The sequence below is a fragment of the Streptomyces sp. NBC_01012 genome, assembly GCF_045162755.1.
Classification (GTDB): Bacteria; Actinomycetota; Actinomycetes; order Streptomycetales; family Streptomycetaceae; genus Streptomyces.
Window position 1 is genome coordinate 5,920,513 of record NZ_CP108688.1, and the last position, 15,617, is coordinate 5,936,129.

General features: G+C 72.0%; 13 protein-coding genes. 6 read left to right on the top strand and 7 right to left on the bottom strand.

The window, feature by feature from the left end:
- Positions 1-127: 127 nt before the first annotated feature.
- Genes OG623_RS26640 through OG623_RS26650 form a run of 3 tightly spaced genes read right to left on the bottom strand, consistent with a single transcriptional unit; the run spans position 128 to position 3,601 of the window.
- Positions 128-739 (bottom strand): TetR/AcrR family transcriptional regulator, encoded by a 612-nt coding sequence (locus OG623_RS26640; protein ID WP_406149850.1) that lies wholly within the window; start codon positions 737-739, stop codon positions 128-130.
- 29 nt (positions 740-768) lie between these two features.
- Positions 769-2,856 carry a YhgE/Pip family protein gene (locus OG623_RS26645; protein WP_406149851.1) on the bottom strand — a complete coding sequence of 696 codons (2,088 nt, stop codon included), beginning with the start codon at positions 2,854-2,856 and terminating at the stop codon, positions 769-771.
- The gene (locus OG623_RS26650) at positions 2,828-3,601 is read right to left on the bottom strand and encodes an ATP-binding cassette domain-containing protein (protein WP_406149853.1); all 774 of its coding nucleotides are present in this window, start codon (positions 3,599-3,601) and stop codon (positions 2,828-2,830) included. Before OG623_RS26650 ends, OG623_RS26645 begins: the two co-directional genes overlap by 29 nt.
- Before the next feature lie 167 nt (positions 3,602-3,768).
- Here OG623_RS26650 and OG623_RS26655 point away from each other — a divergent pair, with 167 nt between their 5' ends.
- The 3 genes from OG623_RS26655 (at position 3,769) to OG623_RS26665 (ending at position 5,901) form a co-directional block, all read left to right on the top strand.
- A complete protein-coding gene (locus OG623_RS26655; protein WP_406149855.1) occupies positions 3,769-4,308 on the top strand; it encodes an SAV_6107 family HEPN domain-containing protein in 540 nt (179 codons plus the stop codon).
- A gap of 117 nt (positions 4,309-4,425) precedes the next feature.
- Positions 4,426-5,184 carry a class I SAM-dependent methyltransferase gene (locus tag OG623_RS26660; protein WP_406149857.1) on the top strand — a complete coding sequence of 253 codons (759 nt, stop codon included), beginning with the start codon at positions 4,426-4,428 and terminating at the stop codon, positions 5,182-5,184.
- A gap of 312 nt (positions 5,185-5,496) precedes the next feature.
- Positions 5,497-5,901, top strand: coding sequence for a DUF3040 domain-containing protein (locus OG623_RS26665; protein WP_406149858.1), 405 nt, complete (start codon positions 5,497-5,499; stop codon positions 5,899-5,901).
- 144 nt (positions 5,902-6,045) lie between these two features.
- On the opposite strand, the gene OG623_RS26670 is transcribed toward OG623_RS26665, so the two are convergent.
- The 4 genes from OG623_RS26670 to OG623_RS26685 form a co-directional block, all read right to left on the bottom strand.
- Positions 6,046-8,466, bottom strand: a complete 2,421-nt coding sequence (locus OG623_RS26670) for a transglutaminaseTgpA domain-containing protein (RefSeq protein WP_406149860.1) — start codon at positions 8,464-8,466, stop codon at positions 6,046-6,048.
- On the bottom strand, positions 8,463-9,827 hold the full coding sequence (locus OG623_RS26675) for a DUF58 domain-containing protein (RefSeq protein WP_406149861.1): 1,365 nt from the start codon (positions 9,825-9,827) through the stop codon (positions 8,463-8,465). The genes OG623_RS26670 and OG623_RS26675 overlap by 4 nt, the downstream gene beginning before the upstream one ends.
- Complete coding sequence (locus OG623_RS26680) at positions 9,827-10,873, bottom strand: AAA family ATPase (RefSeq protein ID WP_406149862.1); 1,047 nt, start codon at positions 10,871-10,873, stop codon at positions 9,827-9,829. Before OG623_RS26680 ends, OG623_RS26675 begins: the two co-directional genes overlap by 1 nt.
- A gap of 189 nt (positions 10,874-11,062) precedes the next feature.
- Positions 11,063-11,620: a beta-class carbonic anhydrase gene (locus tag OG623_RS26685; RefSeq protein WP_406149863.1), complete on the bottom strand. Its 558-nt coding sequence runs from the start codon at positions 11,618-11,620 to the stop codon at positions 11,063-11,065.
- Between the two features lie 408 nt (positions 11,621-12,028).
- Here OG623_RS26685 and rsmH point away from each other — a divergent pair, with 408 nt between their 5' ends.
- Genes rsmH through OG623_RS26700 form a run of 3 tightly spaced genes read left to right on the top strand, consistent with a single transcriptional unit; the run spans position 12,029 to position 15,603 of the window.
- Positions 12,029-12,994 (top strand): 16S rRNA (cytosine(1402)-N(4))-methyltransferase RsmH, encoded by a 966-nt coding sequence (gene rsmH, locus OG623_RS26690; protein ID WP_406149864.1) that lies wholly within the window; start codon positions 12,029-12,031, stop codon positions 12,992-12,994.
- A gap of 52 nt (positions 12,995-13,046) precedes the next feature.
- Positions 13,047-13,607: a septum formation initiator family protein gene (locus OG623_RS26695; protein WP_406149866.1), complete on the top strand. Its 561-nt coding sequence runs from the start codon at positions 13,047-13,049 to the stop codon at positions 13,605-13,607.
- A 4-nt stretch (positions 13,608-13,611) separates the two neighbouring features.
- Positions 13,612-15,603 (top strand): peptidoglycan D,D-transpeptidase FtsI family protein, encoded by a 1,992-nt coding sequence (locus OG623_RS26700; RefSeq protein WP_406149868.1) that lies wholly within the window; start codon positions 13,612-13,614, stop codon positions 15,601-15,603.
- The last annotated feature ends 14 nt before the right edge of the window (positions 15,604-15,617 follow it).

Sequence of the window (15,617 nt, forward strand, 5' to 3'; positions counted from 1 at the left end):
CACGGGGGAGGGCTCCGCAGGCGCTACGGGACGCCGGTCCGGCGGAATTCGGGGGGATCGAATTCCACCGGAGCGGCGTTTTCCGTGTGGGCCGGCGGGCTCTTCGTACGCGGGCCCGGCTGACGCCTCAGCGTCCGCTGACCCGCCCGTGCAGCAGCAGGGACAGCGCGGAGTGCACGTCGTCGATCGTCCGCTCGGGCTGGAACGCCTGCCAGTCGAGGGCCGCGACCAGGACCATCCCGACCAGTGCGGCGGCCGTCAGCTGGATGTCGATCTCCTCGCTGAGCTCGCCGCCCGCGACGCCTTCCCGCAGCACACCCTCGACGACGGCCACGGCCTCCTGACGCACCACCAGCAGGGTCGACTGCCAGGCGCGGTTGGTGCGCCAGAGCTCGGCGACGTAGAGCTGGGTGAAGGCCGGGTAGCGGTCGATGAAGACCAGACCCGCCCTGATCATCGCGTCCAGCGCCTCCACGCGGGTGCCGCCGCGGGCGTCCGCCGAGTCCGCGGCGGACCGCAGCGACTGGGTGAGCAGCCCGACACCGTGCCGCAGCAGTTCCTCGAACAGCTCGGTCTTGCTCTTGAAGTTGTAGTAGACCGTGCCCTTGGCCACTCCGGCGCGTTCGGCGATCTCGTCCACCGTGGTCGCGGAGAACCCCTTCTCCGCGATGAGGGTCACCGCCGCCTCGTAGAGCTTCTGCCGGGTGGCCTGGCGGCGCGTGGTGCTACTGCTGTCCATGCCTCCGATTCTCACAGGTCCGGGCGCGGTCACAGACTCAGCTCCGGGTGCAGCCGGTCCAGGGTCCACACCTGCTTGCGGCGCGCGGAGAGCGCGGTGAGCGCCAGCGCGCCGGCGGTGAAGGCCAGCAGCACGGCGCAGCCCTGCCAGACCGGGCCGAGACCGCCGCCCGTGATCAGCCGGCGCAGCCCGTCCACGACATAGGTCATCGGCAGGTAGGGGTGGATCGCCCCGAAGAACCCCGGACTGGTCTGCACGGGATAGGTGCCCCCCGCGGAGGTCAGCTGGAGCATCAGCACCGCCAGGACGAGGATCCGCCCCGCCGCACCGAAGCGGGCGTTCAGCCACTGCACGATCGCGGCGAAGCAGCAGGTCACCAGGGCCAGGAAGCCCATCGTCCCGGCGGCGTGCGTCATCTGGAGACCGAGCTGCCAGTGCAGCACCGACATCAGGGCGGCGACCTGGAGCAGCCCCGTCGCGGCGACGGGCAGCCAGCCCGCGAAGGCGATCCGCCAGGCCGGGGCCCCGGCCGCGAGCGCCCGCCGGCTGAGCGGCTGGATCAGCATGTACGCCACCATCGCGCCCACCCACAGCGAGAGCGGGATGAAGTACGGGGCGAAGCCCGTGCCGTAGTTGGGTGCCGCGTGCAGCGAGGAGGAGGCCAGCCGCACGGGGTCGGCCATGACGCCGGTGCGGGCGTCACGGTCGTCCTTGTCGTAGTCGGGGATCTTGCCGACCCCGTCGTTCAGCCCCTGGGCGAGCGTCGCGGAGCCGTCACCCAGCCGGTAGAGACCGCTGTCCAGCGTCTTGGCGCCGGCCTTGAGCTTCTTGACGCCGGCGTCCAGGTCGCCGGCCCCCTTCTTCGCGGTGCCGAGGCCGGTGTGGAGCGCGTCGGCGCCCTTGGCGACCTTGTGCGCGCCGGTGTTGAGCGTGTTGATCTTCTTCACGGCGGATTCGAGGTCCGTGTCGAGGTCCGGCGCGCGCTTCGCCAGGGCGTCGGCCTGCTTCTCCAGGGAGGTCAGCTGGGTGCGCAGCTTCGCCAGATCGCCCTTCTGGTTCGTGACCAGCGCGTTCACGTCGTCGGACACCTTGGCGACGTCCTGTGCGGCTGTCTTGGCGCGCTTCAGCTGGGGGCAGACACCGGGGTCGGGCACCGGCTGGTCCTCGCAGCGGGTGCGGTAGACCTCGGTCAGGTCGTCGGAAGCCGTGTGGGCGGCGGACGCCGCGGTGGGCGCGGCTTCGGCCAGCAGATCGAGGTTGTCCCGTACGGCCTTGGACGAGTCGGCGACCAGCCGTGCGGTGTCCCCGATGGCCTGGCCGTTGTCCTTCAGGAAGGGGCGTACGTCGTCGGCGACCGCGTTGACCTTGTCGGCGAGCAGCTGGGTGCCGCCGGCGACCTGCGCGGACCCCGTCTTCAGGTCGCCCGCGCCCTTGTCCAGCTTGGTGACGCCGGAGGAGAGGGTGCCGCTGCCCGACTTGGCGGTCGTGAGGCCGTCCGCGAGGTCCTTGGAGCCCTTCTTGGCCTTCGTGAGGCCGCTCTCCAGGTCGTCGGCGCCCTTGGCCGCCTTCGCCGTCGCGTCGTGCAGACCGGAGAAGTTGATGAAGATCCGGTCCAGGAAGCCGCGCGAGGCCTTGGTGGAGGCGGCGCTGCGGACCTCGGCGAAGACCGTTCTGGAGATCTGCCCGACGATGTAGTTGTTGGCGTCGTTCGTACGGACCTGGAGGGCGCCGGTCTCGGGGGAGTCCCCGCCGCTCGACGCGATCTGCTCGCTGAAGTCCGCCGGCATGGTCAGGGACAGGTAGTACGTCCCGTCCTCGACGCCCTTCTCCGCCTCGGCGGAGCCGACCTCGTGCCAGTCGAAGACCTTCGAGTCGAGCAGCTTGCCGGTGATCTCGTCGCCTGCCGCGAGGTGTTCTCCCTCGGCGCTCGTACCCTTGTCGTCGTTGACGAGCGCCACGGGGATGCGGTCGAGCCGCCCGTACGGGTCCCAGAACGACCAGAGGTAGAGCGCTCCGTACAGCAGGGGCAGCAGGAGGAGCGCCACGAGTGCGGCGCGCGGCATCCGGCCCCTGCCGAACCGCCGCAGCTCAAGCGCGGCCAGTTTCGGCGATCGCATCGGCCGTTTCCTTCCCGGTCGTCGTGTCGTCGGGGGTGTCCGTCGTGGCCGCCGGGCGGGTGCGCACGGTGAGCGCGTCCTCGGGGGACTCCTCGCCGACGGCCAGCACGGTGGTCCCGCCGGCCGCGAGGCCGCGCAGCAGCTCCCAGGCCAGGGCGCGGTCCGTGGCGGAGAGCTTGAGGTCGGTGTCGTCCACGGCGAGGACCCTCGGACGGCTCATCAGGGCGAGGGCTATGGACAGCCGCAGGGCCTCCAGGCGCTCCAGGTCCCGCACGGAGGTCCGTTCGGCCTTGGGCAGCTCCGCGAGGTCGAGCCCCGCAGCGTCCAGCGCGGTGTCGATCGTGGCCCGCGTGGCGGCGGCCCGTTCGGCGCGGGGCCGCAGCAGGGCGCGCGGCGAACCGCTGAAACGGCGCCGCAGCAGGGCCCGTTCGCGCAGATGCTCGGCGACCGTGAGGGAGGGGTCCAGATCGCTGACCCCGGGGACCGGGCCGAGCGCGCTGAAGCCGCGTACGGCGGCGAGCCTGCCGGGCAGGCGCTCACCGCCCACCTCGGCGTGGCCCCGGGTGGAACGCATCCGGCCGGTGAGCGCGAGCAGCAGACACGTACGGCCCGAGCCGGACGGCCCCTCCAGCGCGACGAGCGATCCGGGGTCCGCGGTGAACTCCACCCCTCGGAAGGCCCAGCCGCGCGGGCCCTTCAGTCCGAAGTCCTCGGCGCTCAGCGACGCCCCGTGCGGGCTGTCCACGACCTCACCCCCAATTTGAACTGACTGGTCAGTGCAAAAAGTTAGCCCGAACTTTCGCTCGAAGCAAAGCCCCTGGTCAGAGGCGGCTTCTGAGGGATTGTCAGTGGTGGCCGTCACGATGGACACAGACGGCCACGGAGCCGTCACACGACGACAGGAGGTTCGTCATGGCCAGCTCGTCCGCAGCCGCCGCCCCGCGGCGCCGCGCAGGCAGCCCTGCCCCCTCACTGACCGGTCCGGCAGCCGACGTCCACCCCGTGCCGCGTCGCGCCACGGCGCCGCCCGCCGCCCTCGATCTGCTCGCCCAGGCCCACGCGGGCCTGGACGAGGCCGCCGTGCTCGACGTGCCCAACGAGCGGTACGCCACCGCACACCTCGCCGCGCTGCGCACCGCGGCAGCCGTGCTCGCCGCTCGCGGGCGGCCCGAGACGGGCAGGCGTCGCAGGGAACGGATCCGCAGCGCCTGGGAGGTGCTCCCCGACATCGCGCCGGAACTCACCGAGTGGAGCGCCCTGTTCGCCTCGGGGGCCCGGCGCAGGGCCCGTGCGGAGGCGGGCATACCCGGCGCGGCGACCAGCCGCGACGCCGACGACCTGCTGCGCGACGCGGCCATGTTCCTGCGCCTCGTCGAGCGGATGCTGGTCCTCCAGCCCGTCCTTCCGCAGCCACGCGGGGACGGTGAGGGGCGGCGGACCGAGGCGGGGTGACCGACGCGGGGGTGACCGCCGGGGCGGTGCGAGGCAATAGGGTGGAGAGCACCCGTACCACCTGCACTGTTCACGCTCCGCCGTCCGTGGCGGCACCGTGCCGAGGAGTCAACTGCCGTGTCGGACCAGCTGCGCCCCCGCGCGTCCCTCCGTACCGCTGTGGTCTGGGAGGTCCTCAGGGACGCTCTCGAGCGCCGGGTCAAGGTGACCGGCAGGGAAGTCCTGGACGTGCTGGACACCGGCGGCGGCACCGGCAATTTCGCCGTGCCCGTCGCCCGGCTCGGCCACCGGGTCACCGTGGTCGACCCCAGCCCGAACGCCCTGTTCGCGCTGGAGCGCCGGGCGGAGGAGGCCGGGGTCGCCGACCGGGTCCGGGGCGTCCAGGGCGACATCCTCGGCCTCTTCGACGTGGTGGACCGTGCGGGGTACGACGCGGCCCTGTGCCACGGCGTCCTGGAGTACGTGGACGACCCGGCCGAGGGCGTGCGCAACGCGGTCGACGCGCTGCGCCCCTCCGGTGCGCTCAGCCTGCTCGGCGCGGGCCTCGGCGGCGCCGTCCTCGCCCGGGCACTCGCGGGGCACTTCGCCGAGGCCAGGCAGGCGCTGGCCGACCCCGCCGGGCGCTGGGGCGAGGGCGACCCGGTGCCCCGCAGGTTCACCGCCGAGCAGCTGACCGCACTGGTCGGCGACGCGGGCATCGAGGTGAGCGCGGTCCACGGTGTGCGGGTCTTCGCCGACCTCGTCCCCGGCGTTCTCGTGGACACCGAACCAGGCGCGATGGAGGAGCTCCTCAGGCTGGAGGCGGCCGTCGCGGAACTGCCGGCGTTCCACTCGGTGGCGACCCAGCTGCACGTTCTGGGGGAGAAGCGCGCCTGAGTGTGACGGTGGCATGACGCCGACACCGCCGGAGTACCGCCGCGAAAGCGACGGGAGCATGGCTGATCAGCAACGCAGCTGCAGACGGAGTACTGCCGGGAACACCCGATCGGGCCGCGGGCCCCGTATGATCGGGTGACACCATCCGGCATGACGGATCGGAGGTCGGGGAATCTACGCCTCAGCAGCCGAGCCGACATGGCGGTCCGGACTGGCTATGGCTAGAGGGCGGGTTTCACGGGGGCGAATCCCTGCCTATCCTGGAAGGGCCGCATACCGGTCGCCCCCGCGGCCGACGACGAGGAGGACTCCGTGCCGCTCTCGGAGCACGAGCAGCGAATGCTCGAGCAGATGGAGCGAGCGCTGTACGCCGAAGATCCCAAGTTCGCTACAGCGCTTGAGGGAAGCGGGCTGCGCAGGTACACCCGACGACGGGTCTACCAGGCGGTAGCCGGTTTTCTGGTGGGTATCGCGCTCCTCATGGCCGGAATGGTTTTCCAGCAGACCTGGGTCAGCGTGGCGGGATTCCTCGTCATGCTGGGCTGCGCCGTGCTGGCGGTCACCGGATGGCGCAAAGCGCCGAAGCCCGGTGAGCAGCAGCCGGCGGGGAGCGCGAGCGGGGGCGGAGGCGAGCGCCGACATCCCAAGCAGCGCCGGTCGATGATGAACCGGATCGAGCAGCGGTGGCAGCGCCGCCGCGACGAACAGGGCCAGTGAGTTCACCGCTTCCCGGTGGGTGGTGGGCAGAACATGAACGCCGGACCTGGCTGAACCTCAACGCTCCTGTGTAAGGGGCGGTCGCTCACAGCGACCGCCCCTCACGCGTTTCCCGCACTCCCGGGGATCGGCCTCCCGGGAGGATCAGCCCTCCTGCCGTGACGGGCGGCGCAGCCTCGCCGCCCTGCGGACCTCTCCCAGCCGGTCCGCCCATCGGCGGCCGAGCTCGGTGCGGCGTTCAGCGACCGCCCAGATCACCCGGACGGCCGAACGCGGAGCGAGTGTCGCCCGCACCCGGGCCCACCGCCCTGACGAGGCCCACAGCCCCGCACGGACGGCCCGGACATCCTCGGCGGGCACGGAGACGGCACCCGGCTCAGGCGCGTAGAGCACCTGCTCCACCGCACCCGCGGCCCGGTGGACCGCGGCGGCCGACCTGCCGTCGAGCCGCCCCAGCCGCACGACGCGTGCCGCTGCCTTGCGAGGGGTCTGTGACTCGTCCGGCGGTATGCCGTGGTCCCAGGCCGAATCGGTGATCTCCCACCAGGCGGCCAGCACCCTGGCCGCGGCATCGGCGGGGGTACGTCCCCCCGATGAGCCCAGTCGCCGGGTCCGGGCCCGCATCCGCCAGAGCATCGGAGTCAGCGGGAGCAGCAGCACCACCAGGGCGCCGAGCACCCAGAGGATCACCGTGCCCGCCGAGGTGCCGGGACCGGCGGAATCCGTCGCCCCGGCAGCCGCGGTCGCGCCGCACTCACCCTGCCTGCGCGCCTGCTCGGGGCAGGACTCGGAGACGGAGGGGGCGGCCGTGGGCTCCGCGGAGGTGGCGTCCGTCGGCTCCGCCGAGGCGCTGGGATCCTGCGAGGGGGCGTCCGGCAGGGTGTACGCCGGAGCGCTGCCCCGGGACGGGGTCGGCTCGAAGCGGGTCCAGCCCACGCCCTCGAAGTACAGCTCGGGCCAGGCGTGCGCGTCCCGCAGCCCGACCGACACCGAGCCGTCCGCCTGGGCCGTGCCGGGGGTGAAGCCCACCGCGACCCTGGCCGGTATGCCCAGGGTCCTGGCCATCGCGGCCATCGTGAAGGAGAAGTGGACGCAGAAGCCCTCCCTCTCCTTCAGGAACCGGGCGATCGCCGCCGTGCCCGTACCCGACGTCACCGTCGTGTCGTAACGGAAGCCGCCGTCCGAGGCGAACCAGTCCTGGAGCTTCACGGCCCGCTCGTAGTCGTTGGCAGCGCCGTCGGTGACCTGCCGGGCGGTCTGTTCGACCACATCGGGCAGGGACGAGGGCACCTGCGTGTACTCACGGACCACGTCCGAAGGCGGTTCCATCGACCCGGCGAGCTGCGCGGCCGTCGGCTCCACCACCAGACTGCCGACCTCGTACCGGGCGCCACGCGTCGTCTGGCCGTCATCGCCGACGAGGGTGCGCCCCTCGGGCTCGTACCGCCAGCGGCCCTCGACGTCCACCTCGCTCGCCGGGTAGGGGAGCGGCAGATACGTCTGCTGGTAGGAGGGCGACGCCGCGATGTTCGTCCTGACCTCGGTGACGGCGACGCCCCGGTCCAGTCCGGCCGGCTGCGGCAGCCTGTCCGGGACGTCCTTCAGCCTGCGGGGCGACGGCCGCCACTCGCTGCCGTTGAACTGGTCGAGGGACAGGATGCGCAGATAGAAGTCCTGGGGGTTGTCGGAGTTGGTGCGGTACGACATGACCTCCCGGTTCTCCGGCTGGTTGAGGTTGTTCTGCAGCGAGACCAGCGGATTCACCGCGGAGATCGTGCCCCCGCCGCCCCCTCGGCCCGACCCGCCGCCCGTGCCGCCCAGCAGCCCGCCGTCCAGAGCGGGCAGGGCCGCGGGCACCACCAGTGCGATGCCCAGCGCCATCACGCCGATGCGCCGTCCCGTGCGGACGGATGCCACGGCGTGGCCCGGCCCGTCCAGGCCGGCCGTCAGCCCGCCCGACGTACGGGACACACCGCCGAACACCCGGCCCCACCGGGACAGCCGGTCCCGGCCCTCGGCGAGCAGCAGAAGCAGGAAACCGCACGCCGCGAGCAGGAACCACAGCCAGTCGGCCCCGCCGTCGGAGAGCCCGGCCGCGACCGAGTAGAGGGCGAGCAGCGGCAGACCCGCGGGCGCGGCGGCGCGCAGGGTCACCGCCAGCACGTCCACGAGGAGCCCGACCAGCAGCACCCCGCCGACCAGCATCAGCCGGATGCCGTCCGTCTCCGGTGCGCGAATGGAGTACGTGTTGACGTCCTCGGCGCCGGCGGACAGCAGCTCGGCGAGCCCCTGCACCGCCTGCGGCCCGGGGAGCAACCCGAACAGGGCGTGCTCCCCTGCGAACACCACGGTCACCGACAGCAGGGTGACGAGCACCTGGAGGGAGACCGTCAGGATCCTGGCCAGCCCCATCCGGCGGGCCAGCACACCCACACCGCCCTGGAGGGCCAGCAGGAACGCCGCCTGCGGAACCCAGTCCGCCGTCTCGACCAGCGGCAGCAAGGACCCCGCCGCCAGCAGTGTGGCCGCGAAGGCGCACAGCGCCAGCCGGGTACGCCCGCTCATGACCAACCCCCCGAGTACCCCGTCGTCGTGCCGGCCGCGGAGGACCGGTCGGCCGGTCCCTCCTGGCCCGCCTGCCGCCACAGCCCGGCGAGATCCGCGCCGGGCGGCACCGCCACCACCGTCCATCCCGCCTCACGCAGCAGCCGCAGGCGGCCGGCGGCGGGTGATGCCGGCCGCCCGCCGAACGCCCAGTCCTCGCTGTCCAGCACGAACGCGACGGCCCCCCGGCTGCCCTGCCGCATCCTGGCCGCGACCGAGGCCTGCTCATCGTCGAGATCGCCGAAGAACGCCACCAGCAGCCCGTCGTTGCTTCCCCGCAGCACGTCGAGGGCGCGGGAGAACCCGCCCCCGTCGGAGTGGTCGACGACCGCCAGGGTGTCCATCATCAGGCCCGCCGAGTCCGCGGAATCCTGCGACCCGGCGAAGCCGTCGGCGCCCTCACCGGGCACTGCGTTCCCCTCGTCCGTGAGCAGCCGCACCGCGAAGCCGCGCTCCAGCATGTGCACCAGCGCGGACGCGGCCCCTGACACCGCCCACTCGAAGGCCGAACCGGGCCCGCCACCCTCGTAGGCGATGCGCCGGGTGTCCAGCAGCACCGTGCACCGGGCACGCTGCGGCTGTTCCTCCCGCCGCACCATCAGCTCGCCGTAGCGCGCGGTGGAGCGCCAGTGCACCCGTCGCAGGTCGTCACCGTGGCGGTAGCCGCGCGGAATGATGTCGTCCTCGCCGGCCAGTGCCAGCGAACGCTGCCTGCCGTCGCCGTATCCGGAGGCCGCCCCGGTCAGCCGCAGCGCGGGCAGCGGCTCGGTGCGGGGGATGACCACGAGGGTGTCGTAGGCGCTGAAGGAGCGCGACAGCTCGCACATCCCGAACGGATCGCTCAGCCGCAGCTGCAACGGCCCCAGCGGGTAGCGCCCGCGCAGGTCGGAGCGGACCCGGTAGGACACCTCGCGTACGCCGCCGGGCTCCACCCGGTCCAGCACGAACCGGGGTCGGGGGCCGAGGACGTAGGGCACGCGGTCCTGGAGCATCAGCAGACCCGTGTGCAGCCGGGAGACGTTGTCCATGCGCAGATGCACCCGGGCCTCCGAGCCCGACGGCACCCGGGACGGCGAGAGCCGCCGGCTGCCCGCGACCCGGTAGCGGGTGCGGTAGAGGACGGTGACGCAGACCAGGGGCAGCACGGCCAGCAGCAGGCCGACCCTGAGCAGGTCGTCCTGGCCCAGCACATAGGCGCAGACCGCCGCCGCCACACCGGCGGCCAGGAAGGACCGCCCCCGTGTCGTGAGACCCCCCAGGGCCGCTCGCAGGCCGCCCTTGTCGTCGCTGTCGTCCACGGGGCCGGGCGCCCCGGCGGCCATCACAGCCGCCGTACGCCGGGCTGCCCGCCGTACACCGGGCTGCCGGGCCGGTGCTGGGGCTGCGCGGGTGCGGCCGCACCGCCCGAGGTCGGCACGGGGGTGCGCTGCAGGATGTCCAGCACGACCTGCTCGGCCGTACGGCGGTTGAGCTGAGCCTGCGCCGTCGGTAGCAGCCGATGGGCGAGCACCGCCACCGCGAGGGCCTGGACGTCGTCCGGCAGGGCGTAGTCCCGCCCGCTCAGCGCGGCCGATGCCTTGGCGGCGCGCAGCAGATGCAGGGTGGCGCGCGGTGAGGCCCCGAGTCTGAGATCGGGGTGCTGCCGGGTGGCGGCGACCAGCTCCACCGCGTACCGCCGGACGGCGTCGGCCACATGGACCGTGCGCACCGCCTCGATCAGCTTCACGATCTCGTGGGCGTGCGCCACCGGCTGCAGGTCGTCCAGCGGGGAGATCCCGCCGTGCACGTCGAGCATCCGGAGCTCCGCGTCGGCGTTCGGGTAGCCGATCGACACCCGGGCCATGAAGCGGTCGCGCTGTGCCTCCGGGAGGGGATAGGTGCCCTCCATCTCCACCGGGTTCTGGGTGGCCACGACCATGAACGGATCGGGCAGCTCGTAGGTCTGGCCGTCGGTCGTGACCTGGCGTTCCTCCATCGACTCCAGCAGCGCCGACTGGGTCTTGGGCGACGCGCGGTTGATCTCGTCGCCGATCACGATCTGGGCGAAGATCGCGCCCGGCTTGAACTCGAACTCCCGGCGCTGCTGATCGAAGATCGAGACCCCGGTGATGTCCGACGGCAGCAGGTCGGGCGTGAACTGGATACGCCGCACCGAGCAGTCGATGGACCGGGCCAGCGCCTTGGCCAGCATCGTCTTGCCGACCCCGGGCACATCCTCGATCAGGAGGTGCCCCTCCGCCAGCAGCACGGTCAGCGAAAGCCGTACGACCTCAGGCTTGCCCTCGATCACACCCTCGACCGACCTGCGTACCCGCTCGGCTGTGGTGGTCAGATCTGTGAGGCTCGCTCGATCGTCATAGGTCGTCACCCGGCCCTCCTCGGCCCTTTGTGCACGGGCCGACGCACAGAACTGCCCGGCCCACCCCGAAATACGGACACTCTCCGGAGGACCCGGAGAGATGTCATCACCGCATTCTTGTTGCCGTTACCGCTTCGTGTCACTCGCCTGTGGACAAGTGAGGGCGATATGCCGGATGCGGGCCGTATGTCGAGGGCGTCAGGAGGTGGGCAGGATCTCGCGCAGCGTGCCCGTGGTCACGTCGAAGACGAAACCGCGGACGTCGTCCGTGTGCAGGAGGAACGGCGAGGTGCGCACGCGCTGCATCGACTGCCGTACGTCCTGGTCGGCGTCCGTGTAGGCCTCCACGGCCCAGACCGGGCGCTGTCCGACCTCGACCTCCAGCTCCTGCCGGAACTCCTCGGTGATCGACTCCAGGCCGCAGTTCGTGTGGTGGATGAGTACGATGCTGCGCGTGCCGAGCGCCCGCTGGCTGATGGTCAGCGAACGGATGACGTCGTCGGTCACCACGCCGCCCGCGTTACGGATGGTGTGGCAGTCACCGAGCTCCAGGCCGAGCGCGGCGTGGAGGTCGAGGCGGGCGTCCATGCAGGCCACCACGGCGACGTGCAGCACGGGCCGCGCGTCCATGCCGGGATCGCGGAACGCCTCCGCGTAACGCGAGTTCAGTTCGACCAGGCGGTCGGTGACCGTCCCTCCGGAAGGGGCCCCGGCGGCGGTGGATGTCTCGGCGGAAGGCTGCGCAGAAGTCGACATGCTGATGACGTTAGCGTTCGTGGCCCCCGTCGGCGTGCTGTGGAAGGGGACAAAGAACGTCAACGTGGCTTGTTGTGAGGTAACCCACAAGCCTCGCGGACAGGCACCCGGCCGGGTGAGCTTCACCCTTCCGGCGCGGCGGTGCGACGCGCTGCGCGGTTCGTTGATCGGGAACGGATCGAATGGCAGGGTGCACTAAAGTGACGTGAAGTCACTGACACGCATGCACATTCTGCATATTTACATGTTTCGAATTCCCCGTGATGTGCGGTGTACATGCGGCCCGGCCCTCTCCCGCTCGTCGGCCGGCCGACGCCTCCTTCCCCGGTGCCGGCCGACCTCCCCTTCCGGGCGGGCGGGGACCAGACCGTATGTGCGGCCACACGGGACATAGCCTGAGAGGGCGCTTTGAGCCAGACCCGACATGTCCCGGTGATGCTCCAGCGATGCCTGGACCTGTTGGCCCCGGCTCTGGAGGAGGCGGGGCCACGGCCCCCGGTCGTCGTCGACTGCACCCTCGGGCTCGGCGGGCACAGCGAAGCCCTGCTCGCCGCCTTCCCCGAGGCCAGGCTGGTCGCCCTGGACCGGGACAAGGAGGCGCTCCGGCTCTCCGGCGAACGCCTCGCCCCGTACGGCGACCGCGCCACGCTGGTGCACGCGGTCTACGACGAACTCCCCGAGGTGCTCGACCGGCTGGGGATCCCCAAGGTCCAGGGGGTGCTGTTCGACCTCGGCGTCTCCTCCATGCAGCTGGACGAGGCGGACCGCGGCTTCGCCTACGCGCAGGACGCGCCGCTCGACATGCGCATGGACCAGACGACGGGCATCGGCGCGGCCGAGGTGCTCAACACCTACCCGCCGGGTGAACTCGTACGGATCCTGCGCGCGTACGGCGAGGAGAAGCAGGCCAAGCGCATCGTCTCGGCCGTCGTGCGCGCACGCGAGAAGGAACCCTTCAGCAACAGCGCCCGGCTGGTCGAGCTGATCCGTGACTCCCTGCCGCAGGCCGCCAAGCGCACCGGCGGCAACCCGGCCAAGCGCACCTTCCAGGCCCTGCGCATCGAGGTGAACGCTGAACTCCGTGTCCTGGAGCGGGCCGTTCCCGCGGCCGTGCAGAGCCTCGCCGTGGGTGGCCGGATCGCCGTCCTCTCGTACCACTCGCTGGAGGACCGGCTGGTCAAGCAGGTCTTCGCGGCCGGCGCCGCCAACACGGCGCCGCCCGGACTGCCCGTCGTCCCCGAGCGCTACCAGCCCCGGCTGAAGCTGCTGACCCGTGGCGCCGAGCTGCCCGACGAGGAGGAGGTCGCCGAGAACCGGCGTGCCGCCCCCGCCAGGCTGCGCGGTGCCCAGCGGATCCGCGAGGAGGAGCGATGAACGCGCCGTACCGCCGGGTCCGCCCGACGCGGGTGAGGGCGGTGGCGACGCGGTGACCCGAACGGCCGAGCAGATGAAGGGGCGGGTGGGCCGGCTCGCCCGGTTGATGCCGTCAGGGCCGAGCAACGCCGCCCGCACCCCCTTCGTCCTGCTGGTCGTGCTGCTGCTCGCGGGCGGCCTGATCTCGCTCCTGCTGCTGAACTCGGCGCTCAACGAAGGATCGTTCAGGCTGAGCAAGCTGAAGCGGGAGACCACGGAGCTCACCGACGAGCAGCAGGCACTCCAGCGGGACGTCGACAACTACTCCGAGCCCGACGCGCTGGAGCGCCGGGCCAGGGAGCTCGGCATGGTGCCCGGCGGCAGCCCCGCCTTCCTCGACCGGGACGGCACCGTCCGCGGAACACCCGAGCAGGCCACCGCGCAGCCGTCCCCGGCCGCGGCCCCCGAACCGGAGGCGAGCTCCTCCCCGCCGGCCTCCCCCTCGGGCTCGGCGACCGCTGCACCGTCCGCGTCCCCCACGACGCCGTCGACGGCCTCGGCGCCGGCCGCCCAGGACACGCCGAGCCCGACCCCGAACACCCCGACCCCGACTCCGACGAGCTCCGGCAGGTGACGCAGTGCCGTCCAAGGAACCGCCGCGCCGCCGTGTACCCGGCCCCGCGCGCTCCCGCAACGCGGCCGGAGGACAGGGGCGCCCCCGGTCCTCCGCCCGTCCTGACCCCAGGCGTCCCGGGCGCCCTGCGGCCAGGAAGCGACGCGGCGGCTCCTCGCGGTCCATCCGGCTGGGCAGTCCGCGCCCCAGGCTCCGCCTGATCAGCCTCTGTCTGACCCTCGTCATGATCGCGTTCGTCGTGCGGCTCCTCCAGGTCCAGGCCGTCGACGCCGGTACGTACGCCGCGAAGGCCGACAAGAACCGCTATCTGGAGTACGCCATCGCCGCCGAGCGCGGCGAGATCACCGACCGCAGCGGCATCGCCCTGGCCACCAGCGTCGACGCGCACGACATCACGGCCGACCCGAAGATGTTCACGCCGAAGGAGAGCAAGTCCCCGGACGCTCCGCAGCAGGCGGCCGCCCTGCTCGCCCCGATCCTCGGCCAGGACGAGAAGGATCTGGTCAAGAAGCTCTCCACCCCCAAGAGCCGCTACACGGTGCTGGCACGGCGGCAGACACCGCAGGTCTGGAAGCAGATCAAGGACCTCAAGGCCGTCTTCGCGGACAAGGCCGCCGCCGACAAGGCGAAGGGCGGTCCAGGGGCCGACGTACTGGCCGGAGTCCTCCAGGAGCCCACCACCAAGCGCGTCTACCCCAACGGCGACCTCGCCGCCGGGATACTGGGATTCGTCAACGCCGAGGGCAAGGGCGGCGGCGGTCTGGAAGCCCAGCTGAACAAGGAGCTCCAGGGCGAGGACGGCAAGATCCGCTACGCCCAGGCGGGCGGCCGCCCCGTGCCGACCGCCGGCTCCACGGAGATCCCGGCCGTCGCGGGCACCGACGTCGAGCTGACGATCGACCGCGACATCCAGTGGGCGGCCCAGCGCGCCATCGCCGACCAGGTCAAGAAGTCCAAGGCGGACCGCGGCTACGTGGTCGTCCAGAACACGAAGACCGGCGAGGTGCTGGCCATGGCCAACGCCCCCGGCTACGACCCGAACGACCTCGCGCAGAGCAACTCGGCGGCCCTCGGCAACGCGGCCCTCCAGGACGTGTACGAACCCGGCTCCACCAGCAAGGTCATGTCCATGGCCGCGGTGCTGGAGGAGGGTGCCGCCACGCCCGGTACGCACGTGACCGTGCCCAACCGGCTGCAGCGGGGCGACCGGCTCTTCAGGGACGACATCGACCACCCCACCTGGTACCTCACGCTCAACGGCGTACTCGCCAAATCGAGCAACATCGGCACCATCCTGGCCACCGGGCAGCTCGGGAAGACCCAGGCGGAAGCCAACAAGGTCCTGTACTCCTACCTGCGTAAATTCGGCATCGGCAGCACCACGGGGCTCGACTACCCGGGCGAGTCGCCCGGCATCATCGCCAAGCCCCAGGACTGGTCGACCTCGCAGCAGTACACGATCCCGTTCGGCCAGGGGCTCTCCCTCAACGCCATGCAGGCCGCATCGGTCTACCAGACCATCGCCAACGGCGGGGTCAGGATCGAGCCGACCCTGGTCCGCGGGACGAAGGACGGGGACGGCGGCTACACGGCGTCCGAGACCCCGAAGCGCACCCGTGTGGTCAGCGAGAAGACTGCCAAGACCCTGGCGAAGATGCTGGAGTCCGTCGTGGACGACGAGCAGGGCACCGGGGCCAAGGCCCACATCCCGGGCTACCGGGTCGCGGGCAAGACGGGCACGGCCAACCGGGTCGACCCCGTACGCGGCGTCTACAAGGGCTACACGGCGTCCTTCGCGGGGTTCGCCCCCGCCGACGATCCGCAGATCACCGTCTACTGCGCCATCCAGAACCCCACCAAGGGCAGCTACTTCGGCGGCCAGATCTGCGGCCCGATCTACAAGGAGGTCATGGAGTTCGCCCTGAAGACCCTCCAGACGCCTCCCTCGGGCAGCGATCCGGCCCGGCTGCCGGTGTCCTTCAAGCCCGGCGAATGACTCGGGTAGCCCTC